Source organism: Gordonia sp. NPDC062954 (genome assembly GCF_044543825.1).
Lineage (GTDB): Bacteria > Actinomycetota > Actinomycetes > Mycobacteriales > Mycobacteriaceae > Gordonia > Gordonia tangerina.
The window spans coordinates 1-21,797 of the sequence record NZ_JBITWL010000035.1 but is presented as its reverse complement, the minus strand read 5'-3'; the positions used below and the strand labels follow the sequence as shown (position 1 = coordinate 21,797).

Genomic DNA, 21,797 nt, shown 5'->3' with positions numbered 1-21,797 from the left:
CGTTCTCCGCGTCGTTCGATGTGCTGCTCGTGCCGTGGCCCGTCACCGCACCGGCAGGCCGGCGTCGGCCACGTGATGGGCCTCGAGCACCTCGCGCACCTCATCCGGCGGCGGTGTCGGCCGCCCGGTGCGCGGGTCCACCGACACCATGGTCGTCTCGGCGACGGCACAGGTGATGCCGGCCGGATCGATCAATGTCAGCGAGAGGTTGAAGGACGTGGTGCCGACCCGACTGACGCAGGAGCGGACCGTGACCGGTTCCACCGAGTAGTCGAGGACGGCGGAGAAGACGATCTCCTGGCGTGCCACCAACAGGGAGAAGCCGGCGGGCCGGTGCGGAAGCCACCGGGCGAACGACCGCACTCGCGCTTCCTCGAAGATCCGCGCGAACTGCACGTTGTTGATGTGATTGTTGATGTCCATGTCGCCCCAACGCAGCTGGATCGACAGGTCGAGATGTTCGTCGGCCACGTTCGAGAACCCTAGCCGCTGCCCCCGACGGACTGCGATCCGACGAAACGACGACCACCGTTTCCGGATCGACACACGGGTGGCGATGACCGCATCTCGCGGAAAGAGAACCGTACACTCACCGCAGAGCACTTCGGCGAGGGGGAGATCGTGATTCTGGAGACCGCGCGACTCCGGCTTCGGCCGGTCAGCGGGTCCGACGTCGATGCCCTGGTACGTCTCGACGGCGATCCCGAGGTCATGCGTTATGTTAGCGGGGGTGCGCCGACCCCTCAGGAGGTCATCGAAGGCTGGGTGCTGCCCCGCGCCGAGGCCGAGCGTCGAGCCCACCGGACCGGGATGTGGACCGCGCTGGACCGCGACGCCGGGCACTTCCGCGGCTGGTTCGCGTTGCGGACACCTCGGCACAGCCACCACCCCGAGGTGGAACTCAGCTATCGCCTGGCCCGCGAGGTGTGGGGTCGCGGGCTGGCCACCGAGGCGGCCCACGCACTGCTGGACATGGCGTTCCGCGAACTGGGCACCGAACGGGTGTTCGCCAGCACAATGGCTGCCAACATCGCGTCCCGGCGCGTCATGGAGAAGATCGGCATGCGACTGTCGGCTATCCACCTCTGCGATGAGGACATCCTGTTCGGTTCCGGTTCCGGCGAGGTGGAATACGAACTGCTGCACAATCATTGGGAGACCACCACGATGAGCTGGTGTCACGCTCGGACGCCGATCGGGCGATCGCAGCGCCTGGTCACAGAGCCGGGCCGCCACGCGTTCGGCGACCTGACCGCCTGACGCCGGACCGGTGACAATCGGACAGTTCCGGCAGCGGGACGGATCGCGGGGGTCCTCGTCCGGATCTTTCGGCGATGATTGACTACCGTTAGTGGTGCGCGGCAGCAGCCCAACAGCCCACCGACAGGAGATGTTCCTCAGATGAGCAGCCCCACTCCGACCACCACGCGTCCGCATGTCGTCATCGTCGGTTCCGGATTCGGTGGTCTCTTCGCAGCCCAGCGTCTGGGCAAGGCAGACGTCGACGTCACCCTGATCGCCAAGACCACCCACCATCTGTTCCAACCGATGCTCTACCAGGTGGCGACCGGAATCATCGCCGAGGGCGAGATCGCCCCGGCCACCCGCGTCGTCATGCGGAAACAGAAAAACGTCACCGTCTTGCTCGGTGATGTCTTCGACATCGACCTCGACGGAAAGAAGGTGACGTCGAGGCTGCTCGAACGCATCACCGTCACTCCGTATGACAGCCTGATCATCGCGGCAGGCGCCGATCAGTCCTACTTCGGTAACGATCATTTCGCCGAGTACGCACCGGGTATGAAGACCATCGACCACGCCCTCGAACTGCGTGGCCGCATCCTGGGTGCCTTCGAGCAGGCCGAGTTGTCCGACGATCCCGAAGAGCGCGCCAAATTGCTCACCTTCGTGGTGGTGGGCGCCGGACCGACCGGTGTCGAGCTCGCAGGTCAGATCGCCGAGATGAGCGACAAGACCCTCAAGGGCACCTTCCGCAACATCGACCCGACCGAAGCCCGCGTGATCCTGCTCGACGCCGCACCCGCCGTGCTCCCACCGTTCGGTGAGAAGCTCGGTCGCAAGGCGGCCGAACGCCTCACCAAGATGGGCGTGGAGATACAGCTCAACGCGATGGTCGTCGACGTCGACTACGACGGCCTGGTCGTCAAGGAGAAGGACGGCAGCACGCGGCGCATCGAGTCGCAGTGCAAGGTGTGGTCGGCCGGCGTGCAGGCCAGTCCGCTCGGACAGCAGCTCGCCGAGCAGTCGGGCGTTGAGCTCGACCGCGCCGGACGGGTCAAGGTGCTGCCCGACCTCACCATTCCCGACAACCCGTATGTGTTCGTGGTCGGCGACATGATGGCGGTCGACGGGGTGCCCGGAGTGGCGCAGGGCGCGATCCAGGGTGGCCGTTACGCCGCCGACGCGATCAAGGCCGGTCTGCACGGACAGACACAGGAGCAACGCAAGCCGTTCAGCTATTACGACAAGGGGTCGATGGCCACGATCTCGCGGTTCAGCGCGGTGATGCAGGTGCCGGTGCCCGGCACGAAGAAGAAATTCGAGACCGAGGGATACTTCGCCTGGCTGGGCTGGCTGGCCTTGCACCTGGTCTACCTGGTGGGCTTCCGCAATCGACTCAACACGCTGATCAACTGGTTCTTCGCCTTCAGCACCCGCGGCCGTACCCAGCTCGCGGTCACCGAACAACAGGTCTACGCGCGGACCGCACTGGGTGCGTTGTCGGCGCTCGAGGGCAAGTCCGAGGACGAAGCAGTCGCCGAGGCAACCGGGGCGATTCCCTCGACGCGGGCGCCCGGGACCGAGTCGGTCCCATCGTCGCAATCGGAGGCAAGTGGATCCGACGAGCCCGAGTCGTCGGCGCCGGAGTCGCAATCGTCGGACACGCAGGCGCGGGCCGAGGCCGGCTGACCGAGCGAGCAGGCCTCACCTGGCGGCCAGGGCCGCCAGATCGAGGTCGTCGGCCAGCGACCGCGTGTGCTGCGCCGACGAACCCAGCGCCGTGGTGAGGGTTGCCGGCGAGCCCTGATCGGGCGCGGCCAGTTCGAGGCGCGTCGCGTAGGCCACCTCGGAGACCGCCGCCTCGCGCGCATCCGGATACCGCAACACGCTGCTGACCGCCCGATGCCCGCTGCCGGCCGGATCACCCAATCCGAGCCGATGCCGCAGCAGCGGGCCGTCGCCGACATCCATCCGCAGCGCACCCTGCCACCGCGCACGCTCGACGTCCTCGGCACGTTCCACGGATCGTCCGAGTTGAGCGTGTTCGGCGACGATGACGGTGGCCGACGGGTCGGCAACGATCGCGGTCGAGGTGCGGTGGTCGGCACCACCGGCCACGACGGTCGGTTGCGGGTCGAGGTGCAGCCGACCGCCCGCGCCCACCTCGATGTCCCATGTCATCCCCGAGTCGGGCCGGTTGCGTGCGGGCAGCGCCAGCGTCGCGGCGACTGTTGTGAGGTGCAGCGAGGCGCCTGCCTCGACCACCACGCGAACATCGATCGTGTCACCCCCGAGCGGTGTCGCGGCGGTACTGATCAGGTGGACGGTCTCCACGCCGGTCTGCCGTGCTGCGAGACCACCGACCGCGGCGACGCGCGGCGAGCGGCCACGAACGGCCACGATCTCGATCTGGGTGCGCACGGTCAGCCGGTCACCGCGACCTCGGCCAACTGACGACGGACCCAGGCCAACACATCGGTGGCCGCGGGATCATCGGTCAGCGAGATCATCGCCGTCGGACGCCCCTCCCGCACGCGTTCGGCGTCGGTGCGCATCACCTCGAGATCGGCATGCACCTGCTGCGCCAGATCGGTCTTGTTGATGACCAGCAGATCCGAATACGTCACGCCGGGGCCACCTTTGCGCGGAACCTTGTCGCCCCCGGCCACGTCGATCACGAAGATCTGGGCATCGATCAGGCCCGTGGAGAAGGTGGCCGTGAGGTTGTCACCGCCGGACTCGACCAGGATCAGGTCCAGCGGCGGATTACTCGCGACGAGATCGTCGATCGCGTCGAGATTGGCGGTGATGTCGTCGCGGATGGCGGTGTGTGGGCATCCGCCGGTCTGCACTGCGGTGATGCGCTCGTCGGGCAGAACCGCGTTGCGGCGCAGAAAGTCGGCGTCCTCGGTGGTGTAGATGTCGTTGGTCAGCACAGCCACCGAGAGTTCGTCGCGGAGTTGACGGCACAAGGCGGCGACGAGCGCGGTCTTGCCCGAGCCGACCGGGCCACCGATCCCGATGCGCAACGCCTCACCCGGTTCGCGGTGACGGCGCGGTCGGGAGTGGTCGTGGCCGTGTGGCTGTCCATCGATGAGATGCGGGGGCATGTCGTCCTCTCGTGGGTCGGCTGCGGATCGGTGTGGTGTCCGGTCAGGACACGAACAAGGGCATGTCGCGGCGCTCGTGACGTTCGGCGAACACGTCGAGCATCGGGTCGGAGAGATCGGCTAGTTCGACGGCGGCCGCGGCGGCCACCCGCTCGCATTCCGACCCGAGATCGGCAATCACCACCGCGACATCTGCCGGGTCGAGCGCGAGCAGCCGTTGGCCGGCCGTCGCCGCTCCGCTCATCGTCGTGTAGACGAGGATCAACGCGGTGTGGAAGCCGGACAATTCACTGATTCGGCCGACCGCTCCCGAGATGACCGGCAGGTGCGTGCGCGGCGTGTGGTCACTCCAGTCATGCTGCGGCCACAGGCGGCCGGCGAGTCGACGCATACCCCTGCCCTGGGCCAGCGAGGCACGGCGGCCGGCCGCCGACGGTGTGCGCGCATCGGTCTCCCGTTGCGCGGTCGGGACATCGATTGTTCCGTCGGCCACGGCGGCGGCGATCGACGCGGCCACGAGCCCACTGGTGGCGATTCGACGCCGAAGGAACTCCGCCAGGGTTGTCGCGTCGACGACGACCCGATCGGCGATGGCCTGTTCGACACCGCCGGAGTGCACGTGTCCACCGATCGGCAGTCGCGAGTCGGCGAGTGTGAGCATCATCGACAGCTGCGAGCGGGTCTCGGGGTTCGGCATCGGGCTGTTCGGCATGAGATTGTTCGGCATCGGACTCAGAACAGGAAGTACCGCTGCGCCATCGGCAGTTCGGTCACCGGTTCGCTGTCCCAGACCTCGCCGTCCACCCGCACCGTGAAGGTGTCGGGTTCGATGGCGATCTCCGGGGTCTCCGCGTTGTTGATCATGTCGGCCTTGCCGATTCGGCGGGTGTCGCCTACCGGCACCAACCGACGGTCGAGCCCGAGGGCTTCCTCGATCCCGGCGTCGAGCCCGCCCTGCGCGACGAAACTCACCGACGTTGCCGCCGCTGCCCGCGGTGCTGCGCCGAACATCGGACGCGGCAATACCGGTTGCGGTGTGGGAATACTCGCGTTGGCGTCGCCCATCGCCGCCCAGGCGATGGCGCCGCCCTTGATCACCAGATCCGGCCGTACGCCGAAGAACGCCGGATCCCAGAGCACGAGGTCGGCGAGTTTCCCGGTTTCGACGGAACCGATCTCGCGGTCGAAGCCGTGTGCGACCGCCGGGCAGATCGTGTACTTGGCGATGTAGCGCCGTGCCCGGTTGTTGTCGGCCGCACCGTCACCGGGCAATGCGCCGCGTTTGGTCTTCATGACGTGAGCGGTTTGCCAGGTCCGCAGCACCACCTCGCCGATCCGTCCCATGGCCTGCGAATCCGAGCCGATCATCGAGATGGCGCCGAGGTCGTGCAGGAGATCCTCCGCGGCGATGGTCGACGGTCGAATCCGGCTCTCCGCGAACGCAAGATCCTCGGGCACAGTCGGATTGAGGTGATGACAGACCATCAACATGTCGAGGTGTTCGTCGAGTGTGTTGACCGTGTGCGGACGCGTCGGGTTCGTCGAACTCGGCAGCACGTTGGGGTGCGATGCCACCGTCATGATGTCGGGCGCGTGCCCGCCGCCGGCACCCTCGGTGTGATACGCATGAATGGATCGACCGGCGATGGCGCCGATGGTCTGCTCAACGAAGCCGGCTTCGTTGAGTGTGTCGGAGTGCAGCGCCACCTGCACCCCGGTCTCGTCGGCGACACGCAGGCACGCGTCGATCGCCGCCGGCGTACTCCCCCAGTCCTCGTGAAGCTTGAAACCGGATGCACCCGCACGGATCTGCTCGTGCATGGATTCTGCGGACACCGTGTTGCCCTTACCCAGCAACGCGATGTTCATCGGCCAATGGTCGGTGGCACCCAGGATCGACGCCAGGTGCCACGCGCCCGGCGTGACGGTGGTGGCCTTGCTGCCCTCGGCGGGCCCGGTGCCGCCGCCGATCAGAGTGGTGATCCCGTTGCCCAGCGCCTCGTCCATGATCTGCGGACAGATGAAGTGAACGTGGCAGTCGATCCCGCCTGGGGTGAGGATCTTGCCGTTGCCCGCGATGATCTCGGTGGACGGCCCGATCACCAGGTCCGGGTGCACACCGTGCATGGTGTCCGGATTTCCGGCCTTGCCCAGCGCGGTGATTCGTCCGTCTCGGATTCCGACGTCCGCCTTGATGATTCCCCAATAGTCGAGGACCACCACGCCGGTGATCACCGTGTCCGGCGCGCCGTCGGCGCGGGCGGCGCGGCTCTGGCCCATCGACTCCCGGATGACCTTGCCACCCCCGAACACCGCTTCATCACCGGCCAGACCCGGTCCGCCGCACCGGTCTTCGGTGACCTCGAGCAGCAGGTCGGTGTCGGCGAGGCGAATCCGGTCACCGACGGTGGGGCCGAAGAGCTGCGCGTAACGATCTCGTCCGAGCGTCGCCATCAGTCAAGCCTTCCCGGTGCGTCGAGCGAGATGCCGTAGACCTCGCGGGTGCCGCCGAGGGCGACGAGTGTCACCGTCATCTCGATCCCCGGCTCGAATCGGACCGCGGTGCCCGCCGGGATGTCGAGGCGATGGCCATGCGCGGCCGACCGATCGAAATCCAACGCGGCGTTGGCCTGTGGGAAGTGGACATGACTGCCCACCTGGACCGGACGATCACCGGTGTTGATCACGCTCAGCGTGATGGCGTCGGCACCCTCGTTCAGCTCGATGGTGCCTTCGGCGGGCAGGATCTCGCCGGGAACCACCGACGACTGCGTTCGCGACATATCGGCCTCTCGCGGTCAATCGATCGGATTGTGCACGGTGACAAGCTTCGTGCCGTCCGGGAAGGTGGCCTCCACCTGCACGTCGTGCAGCATCTCGGGTACACCGGCCATGACGTCGGCGCGGGCCAGGACCTCGCGGCCCGATGACATCAGCTCGGCGACCGTCCGGCCGTCCCGGGCGCCCTCGAGGACATGATCGGTGATCACCGCGACTGCCTCGGGGTGGTTGAGCAGCAACCCACGCGCCTGTCGGCGCCGAGCCAGCTCCGCGGCATAGGAAATGAGCAAACGTTCCTGCTCATGCGGCGACAGACGCACCAGTTCCTCTCCTAGCGACACGGATCCGATCATTGCGACCACACCCATCCGGCGACGGCGCACGCCCAACACCCGGCGTTGCGTAGGGATCATCCTGCCATGACCAGAACCATCCCGGCGCGGTGAGCGCGCTCGACGCGGTCGATCCCGCCGGCGGGACGCGGGCGCGTATCGCCGACCGGACAGCCGGTCAGGCCGGCAGTCCCCCGCCACCGGCGCGCAGCGCGGCCAGCCGTTCGGTGGTGCACAGTGGCGCGATCTGCTCGACCTCATCGATGGTGAACGCCTTGGCCGCGAGCCCGCGCTGCAGGACCGATGCCAGCGACATCGCGGTGGCCGGTTCGTCGACGACGTCGGAGGCGGTGCGATCGAAATAGGCCTGTAGCCGACGGGCCGCGGTGGGCATCGCCGACCGGAAGAACCCGATCACCGCCGTCCAGCGAGTGACCAGGTGTCCCGGATGCATGTCCCATCCTTGATAGAAGCCGCGTTCCAACGACCGCAGCACCAGACCGTGATGGCGCCGGACCGCGGCCGCCACCGTGTCCGGTGTGCCCACCGGGACGACCTGGGTGGAACCATCGCTGATCCACACCCCGGTCTGCGCGGCGGCCGCCTGCATGACGGCCTTCGCATGGTCGGCGACGGGGTGGGCCAACGACTGCTGCGCCGGGACGATTCCTGCGGCCGCACTGTAATCGTAAGTGCCGTAGTGCAACGCGGACAGCCTCGGCATACCGCGGTGGATCGCTTCGGCAACGGTTGCGCGTCCGTCGGCACCCACCACGGCCTGCGGGATCTCCACCTGGAGCTCGTAACGCAATGAGTACTCCGCCAGTCCGTGCACACGTTCCAACGCCACGCAGAGCGCGTTCACCGCATCCACCTGGCGCGCGTCACGCAATTTGGGCACGGTGAACACGAAGCCGTCCGGAACACCGCCGGCGCCGTCGAGAACGAGTTCGAGGGTGCGCAGCCCCCGTGCCCGCTCGTGCGCGCCGAGGCCCTTGGCCCGCACTCCGGCACTGCGGGGCGCTCCCGGACCGGAACGCGTCCAATCGGCGAGTATCTCGCCGGCCCGACGTGCATCCGCGTCCTCGGCCGCGTCCGCGCGCCAGCCGTACCCGTCCTCGAGATCGATCCGTAGGTCCTCGACCGGCTCGCTGCGCAGTCGCTGCCGGGCGAGGTCGACCACAGTGGCATCACCGGCGAGCTCCACCAGCAGTTCACCGACCTCGTCGGCCACCATCGTCGCGCGCTCACCCCATGCCCGCGGGGTGTCGATGTCGACATCGGCGGCGCTGACATACACGGTGTGCGCGGGCTGCGGTTGCGGCCGGTCGCCCGGATACCCGGCGGCCAGATCGGCGTCCACCGCGGCCAGGAGGTCGTCGATGTGTGACCGCGCCTCATCGGGCAAGCCACGCCCGGTCATGCGCCGGTGGTGACGCCCGGAACGGTCACTCCCTCGGGCAGCTCGATGTTCTGCAGCCGGACCTGCGAGGTGGCCACCAAACGGCCGTCACCGTCGGTCATGGTGACCCGCCACAGTTGCTGCCGCCGGCCCCTGTGAACCGGCGTGGCCTCCACGGATACCGCGCCCGTGCTGATGGATCTGAGGAAGTCGGTGTTGTTGTTGACCCCCACCGCAGTGCCTCCGATGCCGCTGGACTGCAGCCAGGTGAACCCGCCGATGGAGGCCGTGCCCTCGGCGAGCGCGCAGTAGACACCGCCGTGCACGATGCCGAAGGGCTGGTGGTGCTGCTCCGACATCTCCACCGTGCCGGCCACCAGATCCGCGGTCACGTCTGTCAGGCGCAATCCCAATGCGGCATCGAACCCGCGCCCGAAGGTGTCTTTGATCGACTGCTCGTTGTCCACACTCATTCCATGAGACTGGCACGAGCCGCTGCGATGGGTGCGGCGAGGCCACCGACTTCGTCGTTCGCCATATGGGTCCGGGAACCGGTAGGCCCCACGATGCGTTACATCGTGGGGCCTACCGCGGCGTGGACCGGGGGTCTCTGCAGCCCTCAGGACTCTCGCTCGGTCCGACGTGACTCAAACGTAGGGTAGCCTTACCAATGTTGTCAAGGGTGCAGCGGAAACTGATGGGTGACGTGTTCGCGACCGGCCGATGACCGGTCTGCACGAGCAAGAGAAGCGGAAGTAAAATGCGAAGAATGAACGGGCTGGGCGACCTCGAACGAGCAGTCATGGACACCCTGTGGGAGAGCTCGGCGCCCCAGACGGTCCGACAGGTGCACGAGACGCTGTCGCGAGATCGCTCGCTGGCGTACACGACGGTGATGACCGTGCTGCAGCGACTCGCGAAGAAGAACCTGGTCACACAGATCCGGGACGATCGCGCACACAAGTATGTCCCCACCCATCCGCGGGAGGACCTTGTCGCCAGCCTGATGGTCGACGCCCTCAGCGAGGCGGATGCGCCCGGTTCGCGACACGCCGCACTGGTGTCCTTCGTCGGCCGGGTCGGCGCCGACGAGGCAGCAGCCCTACGGTTGGCGCTCGATGAACTCGAATCCGCCCGCGGTACGGGCGAAACGAGTTAGATTCGCCGCAGTACAGCCCACCGCCCACAGCCCACGCGAGGACGTATCGATGACCGCGCTCTTCTTCGGCATCCTGACCTTGGTGTTGGTCGGCCCCGCTGCCGAAGCCATGTCGCGGGCCTCCTGGCCGGTCAAGGCCCCCCGCGCGGCGATGACCCTGTGGCAGGCGATCGCGCTGGCCGGGGTGCTCTCGGCATTCAGCTGCGGGCTGGCCATCGCGGCGAATCTGTTGGCGCCGGGCCCAGACGGTGCGCCGACCACCAACCCGCTGCATGAGATCGAACGACTCGGCCTCCCCCTGTGGCTCACCCTCGTCGGCGTGTTCGCCCTGACCCTGATGATCGGTGCCCGCCTGATGTACACGGTGATCCGTGTCGGAGTCCGCACCCGGGCGCGACGCCACACCCACCGTCAGCTCATCGACATCCTGGACCGCTGCGACCGCAGCGACACCTCACATCCGCTGTTCGGGCGCGACGTGCGCATGATCGACGTCGAACAGCCCCTCGCCTACTGCCTGCCCGGCCTGCGTCAGCGTGTCGTCGTCAGTGAGGGCGTCGTCGCCCGACTGTCGCGTGAAGAGCTGATCGCCGTCCTGGCACACGAACGTGCGCACCTGCGCGCGCGCCACGACCTGGTCCTCGAGGCCTTCATCGCGCTGCACGAAGCCTTCCCCCGAGTGGTGCGCAGCAAGTCGGCGCTCGGCGCCGTCGAGTTGCTCGTGGAATCTCTGGCCGATGACCAGGCGGTACGCGCGACGGCTCCGACGACACTCGGACGTGCCCTGGTCGCGTGCGCGGATGCGGTCGCACCACGGGGCGCAATGGCCGTAGGCGGCCCGACGACGCTGGCACGCATCCACCGTCTGCGCGACGAGCGTCCCACCCGACTGCTCGCGACCGCCGCCTACGCCGCGGCCGCGGCAATTCTGGTCGTGCCGACTTTGGCCGTGGCGATCCCCTGGCTGACCGAGCTCAGTCGGTTGATCTCGGCAGCGTGAACCACCTCACAGCCACGGGCATGACCCTCCCACTCGTGACCGGCCGGTCCACGCAATAGGCTTGCAGCCATGACGACTTCTGCCGCCACCGGTTCCGACTCCCCTGACTCGACAAAGGCCCAGATCGGCGTCACCGGTCTCGCCGTCATGGGCTCGAATATCGCCCGCAACTTCGCACGCAACGGCTACACGGTCGCGCTGCACAACCGCAGCATCGCCAAGACCGACGCGCTGTTGTCCGAACACGGCTCGGACGGTTCGTTCATCCGCACCGAGACCATGGAAGAGTTCGTCGCGGCCCTGGAGCGTCCGCGCCGGGTGCTCATCATGGTCAAGGCCGGCGATCCCACCGACGCGGTGATCGAGGAGCTCGCCGGCCTCATGGAGGAGGGCGACATCATCATCGATGGTGGCAACTCGCTCTACACTGACACCATCCGTCGAGAGTCGGCGATGTCGGCCCGCGGACTCAACTTCGTCGGCGCGGGGATCTCCGGCGGCGAGGAGGGCGCCCTCAACGGTCCGTCGATCATGCCCGGCGGACCGAAGGAGTCATACGAGTCGCTCGGGCCACTGCTCGAACAGATCTCGGCACACGTCGACGGTGAGCCGTGCTGCACACACATCGGTCCGGACGGTTCCGGGCACTTCGTGAAAATGGTGCACAACGGTATCGAGTACGCCGACATGCAGCTCATCGGCGAGGCCTACGACCTCATGCGCAAGGCCCTCGACATGCCGGTCGCCGACATCGCCGACGTCTTCCGGGAGTGGAATTCCGGCGACCTCGACAGCTACCTGGTGGAGATCACCGCCGAGGTGCTCTCCCAGGTCGACGCCGAGACCGGCAAACCACTCGTTGATGTGATCACCGACGCCGCGGGCCAGAAGGGCACGGGCCGGTGGACGGTGAAGTCGGCACTGGATCTGGGCATCCCGACCACCGGTATCGCGGAGGCCGTCTTCGCGCGGGCTCTGTCGAGTGCAACCGATCAGCGCAAGCAGGCCCAGGAACTCGAATCGGGCACCCTGTCGGCCGCACCCGCCGACGCGAAGACCTTCGTCGACGACATCAACAAGGCTCTCTATGCCTCCAAGGTCGTCGCCTACGCCCAGGGATTCGATCAGATCGCCGCCGGCAGCGCCGAATACGGCTGGGACGTGACCCCCGGAGACCTCGCCACCATCTGGCGCGGCGGGTGCATCATCCGGGCGAAGTTCCTCAACCGCATCCGCGATGCGTATGCCGAGAATCCGGAACTGCCCAGCCTGCTGCTCGCGCCGTACTTCCGCAGCGTCGTCGAAGACGCGGTGGACAGCTGGCGTCGGGTGGTGGCCACCGCCACCACCATGGGCATCCCGGTGCCGGCGTTCGCGTCGTCGCTCTCTTACTACGACGCCCTGCGCAGCGAACGGTTGCCGGCCGCCCTCACCCAGGGGCTGCGTGACTTCTTCGGTGCGCACACCTACCAGCGCATCGACAAGCCGGGTACGTTCCACACGTTGTGGAGCGGAGACCGGACCGAAGTCACGGCCTGAGAGGAGCTCCGGGGACATCGTGCGATTCCTGGAAGGTCACGCACCGACCCACGATCTGACCTACGACGACCTGTTCATCGTTCCGAACAGATCGGACGTCACATCGCGGTTCGATGTGGACATCTCGACGTCGGACGGCAGCGGCACCACCATCCCGATCGTCGCCGCGAACATGACCGCGGTCGCCGGTAAACGCATGGCCGAGACACTCGCGCGCCGTGGCGGACTGGTGGTGTTGCCGCAGGATCTGCCGATCGCTGCGGTCTCGGCGTCGATCGATCACGTGAAGTCACGTCATCTCGTCGCCGACACGCCGGTCACCCTGACCGCCGAGAGCTCGGTCTCCGACGCCCTGGCGCTGATCCCGAAGCGTGCGCACGGTGCGGCCGTCGTGGTGGACGACGGTCGGCCGATCGGCGTGGTCACCGAGAAACGATGCCGAGACGTCGACCGGTTCTCGCGGGTGCGCGAAGTGCTCGATCCCGACATCATCACGCTGCCGGTGGACACCGCGCCCCGCGATGTCTTCGACGCGCTCGGCGATCGTCACCTCGGGCTCGCCGTGCTCGTCGACGACGACGGGCGTCTGGCCGGGGTCCTCACCCGACTGGGTGCGCTACGACACGCGATCTACCGACCCAACGTCGACGGCGCGGGACGGCTGCGTATCGCGGCTGCCGTCGGCATCAACGGCGACGTGGTGGGCAAGGCCAAGGCGCTCGCCGCGGCGGGCGCGGACCTGCTGGTGATCGACACCGCGCACGGCCATCAGGAGAAGATGCTCAGCGCGTTGGAGGCCGTCGCCTCCGCCGACCCCGGCGTCCCCATCGCCGCAGGCAACGTGGTGTCGGCACAGGGAACCACCGACCTGCTGGATGCCGGCGCGACCATCGTGAAGGTCGGTGTGGGTCCCGGAGCCATGTGCACCACCCGCATGATGACCGGCGTCGGGCGCCCACAGTTCTCTGCGGTCGCCGAATGCGCCGAGGTGGCGCGAGCGCGGGGTGCGCACGTGTGGGCCGACGGCGGAGTGCGCCACCCGCGGGATGTGGCCCTCGCGATCGCGGCCGGCGCGTCGAACGTCATGATCGGCTCGTGGTTCGCCGGCACCTATGAGTCGCCCGGCGATCTGCAGACCGACGCCGGGGGCATGTACAAGGTCAGCTTCGGCATGGCGTCCAAACGTGCCGTCGCGGCCCGGTCGGCCAGTGATGGCGCCTACGACCGCGCGCGCAAGTCGTTGTTCGAGGAAGGCATCTCGAGTTCACGAATCCGGCTCGACCCCGACCGACCGTCGGTCGAGGACCTGATCGATCACATCTGCTCGGGTGTGCGCAGCACCGCCACCTACGCCGGGGCCCGCACGCTGGCCGAGTTGCACGACAAGGTCGTCCTGGGGGTGCAGTCGGCCGCCGGATTCGCCGAAGGGCGCCCGCTGCCGGGCGGGTGGTGACGGTTGGAGATCCTCCTCCTCGTCGCCAGTCTCGTCGGTTTCCTCGCGCTCACCCTGGGGACCGCGCTCTTCGTTGCCGCGGAGTTCTCGCTGACCGCACTGGAGCGGTCGACCATCTCCGACGACGTCGACACTCGCGGCGACCGCCGTTCCCGGCTGGTCCAGCGCGCGCACTCCACGCTCTCGTTCCAGCTCTCCGGCGCCCAACTCGGAATCACGATCACCACACTGATCACCGGCTACATCGCCGAACCGGTCCTGGCCCGGATCCTCTCCCCCGCCCTGACCGGGCTGGGGCTCGGCGAATCCATGGTCGACGGGGTGTCCCTCGTCCTGGCACTCGTCATCGCGACGTCGTTGTCGATGGTCCTCGGCGAGTTGATCCCCAAGAACCTGGCGATCGCGAAGCCGCTGGCGGTCGCCCGTGCCACCGCGGGCCCGATGACGATCTTCTCGGCCGCGTTCCGGTGGGCGATCAACGGCCTCAACGGGTCCGCGAACTGGGTGGTGCGCCGGCTGGGCATCGAACCCGCCGAGGAGCTCGCGTCGGCTCGGTCGCCTCAGGAGCTGGTGTCGTTGGTGCGCAACTCCGCCCGCGAGGGTTCCATCGACGCCGGCACCGCCGCCCTGGTCGACCGCTCCCTGCGATTCGGTGAACTGACCGCCGAGGACCTGATGACACCGCGCGTCACCATCGAATGCCTCGACCGTGACGACAACATTCGCGATCTGGTGTTGGCGTCGTCGCGAACCGGGCATTCTCGCTTCCCCGTGGTGATCGACGGGGACCTCGACGACCTGGTGGGCGTCGTCCACATCAAGCAGGCGTTCACCGTGAGTCCCGAGCGCGCCGCGCACACCACCGTCGCCTCGATCGCGCGGACGGTGCCGCGGGTGCCGGTGAGCCTCGACGGGGACGCACTGATGGAGCGGATCCGCGCCGACGGTATGGAGGTCTGCGTGGTGATCGACGAGTACGGCGGCACCGCAGGCATCGTCACCACCGAGGATCTGATCGAGGAGATCCTCGGCGACGTCACCGATGAGCACGACCGCGAACGCGCCGACGTCGCCGAGGACGGCGCGGGCTACCTGTGCTCGGGGCTGCTCCGGATCGACGAGGTCGCCGATGCCACCGGCTACCGTGCTCCGGAGGGGTCCTACGACACGCTCGGCGGTCTGGTCATGTTCTGCTTGGGCCGCATACCGATGGTCGGCGACACGGTCGAACTGCCCGACCGTACCCCCGCCATCGACGCCGACGACGACGAACACGAACCGGCCGAGAGCGACGACGTCTCCTGGCGGGCGACGGTGACCCAGATGGACGGCCGACGAATCGACGTCGTCTCGCTACAGCCGGTCGGCGACGCGACCCGCGCAGGGGCGCCGACCCATGGGTGATCTCTGGGCGGTGCTGCTCACCGTGGTGCTCCTCGGCGGCAACGCATTCTTCGTCGGTGCCGAGTTCTCGCTGATCTCGGCACGTCGCGATCGACTCGAGGCCCTCGAAGAGGCCGGGAAGAAGCGTGCGCGGACCGTGATCGGCGCCGGCGAGCGACTGTCGCTGATGCTGGCCGGCGCGCAGCTGGGCATCACCATCTGCTCCATCCTGCTCGGCCGGGTGGGCGAGCCGGCGGTCGCCCATCTCATCGAGCGACCCCTTCATCTCGTACACGTACCCGATGCCCTGCTGCATCCGATCTCGTTCACCGTCGCGCTGTCGCTGGTGGTGGTGCTGCACATCCTCATCGGCGAGATGGTGCCCAAGAACATCGCGCTCGCCGGCCCGGAGACCTCGGCGATGTTGCTGGTACCGGCCCACCTCATGTTCATCCGGATCGCGCGTCCGCTCATCGCGTTCTACAACTGGCTCGCCAACATCTCGCTGCGCTTGATGCGGGTGGAACCCAAGGACGAACTGGCCTCCAGCGTCTCCCCGGGGGAACTGGCCCAGATGATCGTCGAGTCCAAGCGGGAAGGACTGATCGACGCCGAAGAACATGAACGGCTGACCCGTGCGCTGCAGTCGGTCAGCCGGACCGTCGGTGAAGTGATGATTCCACTGGACACGCTGCGCAGCGTGTCGATGGAGGTGGACGAGAAAACCGGCGGCACCGGGCCCACACTCGGGTCGGTGGAGCGCGCGGTCAGTGACACCGGGTTCTCCCGGTTCCCGGTCCGCGGGCCCGACGGCACACTCACCGGCTACCTGCACCTCAAGGACGTCCTCGACGAGATTCTCGACGAGCGGATCGGACCGGACACGATCATCGGCATCTCCAAGATCCGCGCGCTACCGGTCATCGCGTCATCCACCCTGCTCGAGGAGGCCACCTCCGCACTGCGCCGCACCAGCTCGCACCTGGGCGCGGTGGTCGACGAGAGCGGCCGCACCATCGGAGTCGTCGCGCTCGCCGACCTGGTCGAGGAATTCGTCGGCAACGTCCGCGACGAGACCCATCGGGTATGACGACGGGGTCGGCCGCCGAGACCCGTGTCGACGGGGTGCTTACTCGTCGTCAGTGGATCGGGCTGCGTGAGAGTCATCGCGATCGAGTCGAGGCGTTGATCGGTGACTATCTGCGCGAGCGCCGGAGCGGGTCGAAGCACCCGGTGATCGACTTCCTGTTCACGTACTACTCGTCACGGCCGGCGCATGTGCAGCGCTGGCATCCCGGCTACGGCGTCGTGCTCGGTGACGCCGACGAATACCTGCCCCTGCGTGGCTATCGGCGCGTGGCCGGCGGGGTGTCGGTGGACCCCGATCACCTGCGCGCGCGGACGGGCACTCTGGCCGCCACCGAAGCGCTGCTACGTGCCACGGCCTCGCGTCCTGCGCGGCTGGGTTGCTTCGGCCTGCACGAATGGGCGATGGTCTACCGCACCGACGATCTCCGCCACGACCTTCCGCTACGCCTCGGGGCCGCCGGAACCGATGCGGTGGTCGACGAGATGCCACTGCGCTGCACTCATTTCGACGCGTTCCGGTTCTTCACACCGCTCGCGCGGCCATACAACGAAGCCAAACTGACCCGCGACCATCAGCTCGCCGATGAGCAGCCGGGCTGTCTGCACGCGACGATGGACCTGTACCGGGCGTGCTTCACGCTGGCACCGTTGATCGACTCCGACCTGACCCTGGACTGCTTCGCTCTCGCGCTGCGCGCCCGCGAACTCGACATGCGGGCGAGTCCCTACGATCTGAGCGAGCTGGGCTATGACCCGGTGCCGATAGAGACCCCCGCCGGTCGAGCGCAGTATGTGCGCGAACAATCCGAGATCGCGACCGCCGGCGAGATCCTTCGGGCCGCGGTGGCCGAACGGTGTCGTCACCTGCTCGGACAGACCGGACGGGATCCCCGCGAAGCGCCGATTACCGGCGAGTAGCATGGTGGGGTCGATTCACCGTAGGAGAAAGGCTGTCATGTCTGACCGGACCAACGTCAATGGACTGCAGGTCGCCACTGTCCTGTATGACTTCATCAACAACGAGGCGTTGCCCGGTACCGGTGTAGACCAGAACAGCTTCTGGGCGGGCGCCGCATCGGTCATCGGCGACCTTGCCCCGCGCAACCGGGAACTGCTCGCCGTACGCGACGATCTGCAGGCCAAGATCGACCAATGGCACAAGGACAACGACGGTGCCGGGGACTTCGCCACCTACAAGAAGTTTCTCACCGACATCGGGTACCTGGTCGAGCCGCCGGCCGATTTCCAGATCGCCACCGAGAACGTCGACCGCGAGATCGCCGAGACGGCAGGACCGCAGCTCGTGGTGCCGGTGCTCAACGCCCGGTTCGCCCTCAACGCATCCAACGCACGGTGGGGGTCGCTCTACGACGCGCTCTACGGCACCGACGTGATCCCCGAGACCGACGGCGCCGAAAAGGGTTCGTCCTACAACCAGGTGCGCGGTGACAAGGTGATCGCCTACGCGAAAGCCTTCCTCGACCAGGCGGTGCCGCTCGAGCAGTGCAGCTACACCGACGTGGCGGCGTTCGCGGTCGTCGACGGAGCACTGCAGGTCACGTTGGCCGATCAGAAGACCGCCACCCTCGCCGACCCCTCGGCGTTCGCCGGTTATCGCGGCGAACCGTCGTCACCGTCGTCGATCCTGTTGCGCCACAACGGCCTCTACCTCGACATCGAGATCGATCCGGAATCGCCCATCGGAAAGACCGACCCGGCAGGCATCAAGGATGTGGTGATGGAGTCGGCGATCACCACGATCATGGACTTCGAGGACTCGGTGGCCGCCGTCGACGCCGACGACAAGGTGCTCGGCTACCGCAACTGGCTGGGACTGAACAAGGGTGATCTCGCCGAAGAGGTGAGCAAGGGCGGCAAGAGCTTCACCCGCACGCTGCACGCCAACCGTGAGTACACCGCACCCGATGGTTCCGGCTTCGATCTGCACGGCCGTTCACTGCTGTTCGTGCGCAACGTCGGTCACCTGATGACCAACCCGGCAGTGCTCGACGCCGACGGCAACGAAGTCCCCGAGGGCATCCTCGATGCACTGGTGACCTCGCTGGCCGGTATCCACGGGCTGTCCACCGAGGCCGGTGTGCAGAACTCACGAACCGGTTCGATCTACATCGTCAAGCCGAAGATGCACGGACCCGACGAAGTGGCGTTCACCGTCGAGCTGTTCGGTCGCGTCGAGCAAGTGCTCGGACTGCCGGAGAACACCCTCAAGGTCGGCATCATGGACGAGGAACGTCGCACGACCGTCAACCTGAAGGCCTGCATCAAGGCCGCCGAGAATCGCGTAGTCTTCATCAACACCGGCTTCCTCGATCGGACCGGCGACGAGATCCACACCTCCATGGAGGCCGGCGCGATGATCCGCAAGGGTGAGATGAAGCAGCAGAAGTGGATCGCGGCCTACGAGGACTTCAACGTCGACACCGGCCTGGCCGCCGGACTGCAGCACAAGGCGCAGATCGGCAAGGGCATGTGGGCCATGACCGACCTGATGGCCGACATGGTCGAGCAGAAGATCGGCCAGCCGAAGGCCGGTGCCACGACCGCCTGGGTCCCGTCACCGACAGCTGCGACGCTGCACGCGATGCACTATCACCTCGTGGACGTCTTCGAACGTCAGGACGAGATCGCCAAGCGCGACCCCGCTGACGTCGACGACATCCTGACCATTCCGCTCGCACCGAAGACCGACTGGTCGGCCGAGGAGAAGCAGCAGGAACTCGACAACAACTGCCAGTCGATCCTGGGTTATGTGGTGCGCTGGATCGACCACGGTGTGGGTTGCTCCAAGGTGCCCGACATCCACGACGTCGCACTGATGGAAGACCGCGCCACCCTGCGCATCTCCAGCCAGTTGCTGGCGAACTGGATTCATCACGGCATCGTGACCGCCGACGACGTGGTCGCTTCGCTGGAGCGGATGGCCCCGGTGGTGGACCGACAGAACGCCGACGACCCCGCTTACCGTCCGATGGCTGCGGATTTCGACTCCAACATCGCGTTCCAGGCCGCGAAGGCACTGATCCTGGAGGGGACCACCCAGCCCAGCGGATACACCGAGCCGATCCTGCACGCCAAGCGCCGCGAGTACAAAGCAGCCAACGGCTGACCGATGCCCGGACAGCCGTCCGCGGACGGATGGTCGGCAGGCCACCATGCTGTCAGCCGGGACGATGTCCGCTATCGTCGTCATCTGTCACCCCGATCACAGTCGGATCGGGGTGACAGACGGCGAATGCCCGAAGAGCGGAAGGCGGGGGGTTGGCTCACCATCGCAGCACCGACCGTGGCGCATCGATGCGTGGTCGGGGGGTCAGTCGAGGTCTGGTCGGCGCACTGCTGACCGTCGTCCTCGTGGCGGCCGTGGTCGTGGTGTGGTTCCAACTCGGCGACCGTATCGACCGGCAAGGTGAGCAAGCCGCCGGCAACTGTGTCGAAGGTCGTACCACCGTTCCGATCATCGCCGACCCCGATGTCGCCGATGCGTTGAGCACCATCGCCGCCGAGTATTCGGAAACCGGGCCGGTGGTGCGTGATCACTGCGTGGTGGTAGAGGTCCGGCCCGGCGACGCGAAGGTCACCCTGGACGGTCTGGCCGGCGCCTGGGATCCCGCCGCGCTCGGCGCCCGGCCTGCGGCGTGGGTGCCGCAGTCATCGATCTGGGCGGCGGATCTGGTCAGCGCGCGCCCCGACATCGTCGACGGCACTCCGTCCTCACTGGTCAGTTCGCCGGTGGTGTTGGCCACCGCCCCGGAGTTGGCCGAGGCGTTCGACGGCGAACTCGACTGGCAACAGTTGCCGACGCTGCAACAGCGCGATGCCTCGTTGGGCGCCTTCGGGTTGGGCAGCTGGGGTTCGATTCGCCTGGCGATGCCGATTGGTGCGCAGTCCGACGCGACGGCGCTGGCTGCGCAGGCGGTGGCGATGCAGGTCACCCGGACCATGGGTCCGCTCACCGAACAGGACGCGGACTCGCCGCGGGTGGCCTCGAGTATCGAAGCGATGTCGTCGGGTGCACCGCAGTCGCCCGACGGGACGCCGGTCGGCGCAGCTCGGCTGATGGCCGATGCGTCCGACCCGGCCGACGCCACCATTCATGCCGTGGCCATCACGGAACAGTCGCTGTATCAATTGACCCGCGACGACACCACCCCACGTCTCGCCGAGGTGATCCCTGGAGGTCCGACCCCGATCGCCGACTATCCGATCGTCCGACTCACCGGTGACGGCGTCGCAGCCGAACAGACCGATGCGGTGGCCGAGTTCTTTGCCTTCGCCAGCCAGCCCGAACATCTCGCGACGCTGACGGCACTGGGGTTCCGCGGTGACGCGCCGATGCCCGAGAAGACCGCCACCGTCACATTCCCGCTCACCGAGAACCCGATGCCGATTCCCGAGACGGCGGCAACGGTCACCATCAATCGGCTCGTCTACGGGCCCGACAGCGGGCCGGTGACGGCGGGGTGAGGACTTCGGACTGAGGTGCCGTGGTCTCGATACACCCCTCGCCTAGCGGCTCGGGGCTACTCGACCACCGACATTCGACCCGGCCACCTTCACCACCGACAAACGACCCGGCGTACCCCGTCGATGAGTAGCCGCGAACGTAGTGAGTGGCCCCACCCACTGATCGAGTAGCCGCGAACGTAGTGAGTGGCCCCACCCGCTGATCGAGTAGCCGCGAACGTAGTGAGTGGCCCCACCCGCTGATCGAGTAGCCGCGAACGAAGTGAGTGGCGTATCGAGCTATGGGGCCGGCTTCGCCGGTGACGCGGAGATGCGAAGGTTTGCCGTGGTTGAGTCGGGTGGACGGGCGATACTGGTGGGTGTGTCACGTTGTGAACCCGTTGATCTCTAGCGCCTGCCCACGTGGCGAGCCTGTTATCGAGCTTGGGTCGGAGAGCCTGCCGCGGGAACCGCGGATTGTCGCCGTAGAGCACGCCTTACAGACTTCGTTGAGTTTGTCGCTCTCCCGTGACGCACGCCTTCTGCGGGTCAGACCGGCCCGGTCGCGAACAACGGGAGAACATCATGGAAGTGCTCCATGCGCGATGCGCGGGCATCGACATCGGTAAGAAATCGGCGAAAGTGTGTGTGCGGATCCAGGGCTCAGGTAGCCGCAAAACGACCAACGAAGTGATCGATTGCGGGTCGATGACCCGCGAGATCCTGCAGTTACGCCAGTATCTGGTGACCGAGCGGGTGACCTGCATCGTGATGGAGGCCACAAGCGACTACTGGAAACCCTACTATTTCCTCCTCGAAGAACTCACCAGCGAAGGGGTCGAG

The 21,797-nt window shown here is 67.2% G+C and carries 20 protein-coding genes and 1 pseudogene; 12 read left to right on the top strand and 9 right to left on the bottom strand.

Annotated features, from left to right (window positions below):
• Positions 1-42: 42 nt before the first annotated feature.
• Positions 43-471: an acyl-CoA thioesterase gene (locus ACIGKQ_RS23190; RefSeq protein WP_396575047.1), complete on the bottom strand. Its 429-nt coding sequence runs from the start codon at positions 469-471 to the stop codon at positions 43-45.
• Positions 472-621: 150 nt separating this feature from the next.
• Between ACIGKQ_RS23190 and ACIGKQ_RS23185 the strand changes: the two genes are divergently transcribed.
• Together ACIGKQ_RS23185 and ACIGKQ_RS23180 are read left to right on the top strand one after the other, a co-directional pair.
• Entirely contained in the window at positions 622-1,260 is a 639-nt protein-coding gene (locus ACIGKQ_RS23185; protein WP_287017097.1) for a GNAT family N-acetyltransferase, read from the top strand.
• 141 nt (positions 1,261-1,401) lie between these two features.
• Positions 1,402-2,931, top strand: coding sequence for an NAD(P)/FAD-dependent oxidoreductase (locus ACIGKQ_RS23180; RefSeq protein ID WP_396575046.1), 1,530 nt, complete (start codon positions 1,402-1,404; stop codon positions 2,929-2,931).
• 15 nt (positions 2,932-2,946) lie between these two features.
• Here the strand turns inward: ACIGKQ_RS23180 and ACIGKQ_RS23175 are convergent, their stop codons facing one another.
• The 8 genes from ACIGKQ_RS23175 to ACIGKQ_RS23140 all read right to left on the bottom strand — a co-directional run bounded on the left by ACIGKQ_RS23175 (position 2,947) and on the right by ACIGKQ_RS23140 (position 9,340).
• Positions 2,947-3,663, bottom strand: a complete 717-nt coding sequence (locus tag ACIGKQ_RS23175) for an urease accessory protein UreD (protein ID WP_396575045.1) — start codon at positions 3,661-3,663, stop codon at positions 2,947-2,949.
• 2 nt (positions 3,664-3,665) lie between these two features.
• Positions 3,666-4,352, bottom strand: a complete 687-nt coding sequence (gene ureG, locus ACIGKQ_RS23170) for an urease accessory protein UreG (protein ID WP_235724212.1) — start codon at positions 4,350-4,352, stop codon at positions 3,666-3,668.
• Positions 4,353-4,395: 43 nt separating this feature from the next.
• Positions 4,396-5,079, bottom strand: coding sequence for an urease accessory protein UreF (locus ACIGKQ_RS23165; protein WP_396575044.1), 684 nt, complete (start codon positions 5,077-5,079; stop codon positions 4,396-4,398).
• Positions 5,080-5,084: 5 nt separating this feature from the next.
• Positions 5,085-6,806 (bottom strand): urease subunit alpha, encoded by a 1,722-nt coding sequence (locus ACIGKQ_RS23160; RefSeq protein ID WP_396575043.1) that lies wholly within the window; start codon positions 6,804-6,806, stop codon positions 5,085-5,087.
• Positions 6,806-7,135: an urease subunit beta gene (locus ACIGKQ_RS23155; RefSeq protein WP_235724215.1), complete on the bottom strand. Its 330-nt coding sequence runs from the start codon at positions 7,133-7,135 to the stop codon at positions 6,806-6,808. Before ACIGKQ_RS23155 ends, ACIGKQ_RS23160 begins: the two co-directional genes overlap by 1 nt.
• A gap of 15 nt (positions 7,136-7,150) precedes the next feature.
• Positions 7,151-7,453 carry an urease subunit gamma gene (locus ACIGKQ_RS23150; protein ID WP_235724284.1) on the bottom strand — a complete coding sequence of 101 codons (303 nt, stop codon included), beginning with the start codon at positions 7,451-7,453 and terminating at the stop codon, positions 7,151-7,153.
• Between the two features lie 190 nt (positions 7,454-7,643).
• Positions 7,644-8,888: a DUF6986 family protein gene (locus ACIGKQ_RS23145; RefSeq protein ID WP_396575042.1), complete on the bottom strand. Its 1,245-nt coding sequence runs from the start codon at positions 8,886-8,888 to the stop codon at positions 7,644-7,646.
• Positions 8,885-9,340 (bottom strand): PaaI family thioesterase, encoded by a 456-nt coding sequence (locus ACIGKQ_RS23140; protein ID WP_235724217.1) that lies wholly within the window; start codon positions 9,338-9,340, stop codon positions 8,885-8,887. The genes ACIGKQ_RS23145 and ACIGKQ_RS23140 overlap by 4 nt, the downstream gene beginning before the upstream one ends.
• Positions 9,341-9,627: 287 nt before the next feature.
• Between ACIGKQ_RS23140 and ACIGKQ_RS23135 the strand changes: the two genes are divergently transcribed.
• The 10 genes and pseudogenes from ACIGKQ_RS23135 to ACIGKQ_RS23090 all read left to right on the top strand — a co-directional run.
• A complete protein-coding gene (locus ACIGKQ_RS23135; protein ID WP_235724218.1) occupies positions 9,628-10,026 on the top strand; it encodes a BlaI/MecI/CopY family transcriptional regulator in 399 nt (132 codons plus the stop codon).
• Positions 10,027-10,075: 49 nt separating this feature from the next.
• Positions 10,076-11,026, top strand: a complete 951-nt coding sequence (locus ACIGKQ_RS23130; protein WP_235724219.1) for a M56 family metallopeptidase — start codon at positions 10,076-10,078, stop codon at positions 11,024-11,026.
• Between the two features lie 69 nt (positions 11,027-11,095).
• Positions 11,096-12,565, top strand: coding sequence for an NADP-dependent phosphogluconate dehydrogenase (gene gndA / locus ACIGKQ_RS23125; protein ID WP_396575041.1), 1,470 nt, complete (start codon positions 11,096-11,098; stop codon positions 12,563-12,565).
• Between the two features lie 19 nt (positions 12,566-12,584).
• Entirely contained in the window at positions 12,585-14,018 is a 1,434-nt protein-coding gene (locus tag ACIGKQ_RS23120; protein WP_235724221.1) for a GuaB1 family IMP dehydrogenase-related protein, read from the top strand.
• A gap of 3 nt (positions 14,019-14,021) precedes the next feature.
• Positions 14,022-15,422 carry a hemolysin family protein gene (locus ACIGKQ_RS23115; RefSeq protein WP_235724222.1) on the top strand — a complete coding sequence of 467 codons (1,401 nt, stop codon included), beginning with the start codon at positions 14,022-14,024 and terminating at the stop codon, positions 15,420-15,422.
• Positions 15,415-16,491 (top strand): hemolysin family protein, encoded by a 1,077-nt coding sequence (locus tag ACIGKQ_RS23110; protein ID WP_266061450.1) that lies wholly within the window; start codon positions 15,415-15,417, stop codon positions 16,489-16,491. Before ACIGKQ_RS23115 ends, ACIGKQ_RS23110 begins: the two co-directional genes overlap by 8 nt.
• Entirely contained in the window at positions 16,488-17,408 is a 921-nt protein-coding gene (locus ACIGKQ_RS23105; RefSeq protein ID WP_235724224.1) for a 3-methyladenine DNA glycosylase, read from the top strand. Before ACIGKQ_RS23110 ends, ACIGKQ_RS23105 begins: the two co-directional genes overlap by 4 nt.
• Before the next feature lie 37 nt (positions 17,409-17,445).
• Entirely contained in the window at positions 17,446-19,617 is a 2,172-nt protein-coding gene (locus ACIGKQ_RS23100) for a malate synthase G (protein WP_235724225.1), read from the top strand.
• A 152-nt stretch (positions 19,618-19,769) separates the two neighbouring features.
• A complete protein-coding gene (locus ACIGKQ_RS23095) occupies positions 19,770-20,975 on the top strand; it encodes a substrate-binding domain-containing protein (RefSeq protein WP_266061451.1) in 1,206 nt (401 codons plus the stop codon).
• A 564-nt stretch (positions 20,976-21,539) separates the two neighbouring features.
• A pseudogene (locus tag ACIGKQ_RS23090) lies at positions 21,540-21,797 on the top strand (IS110 family transposase); the annotation flags it as partial.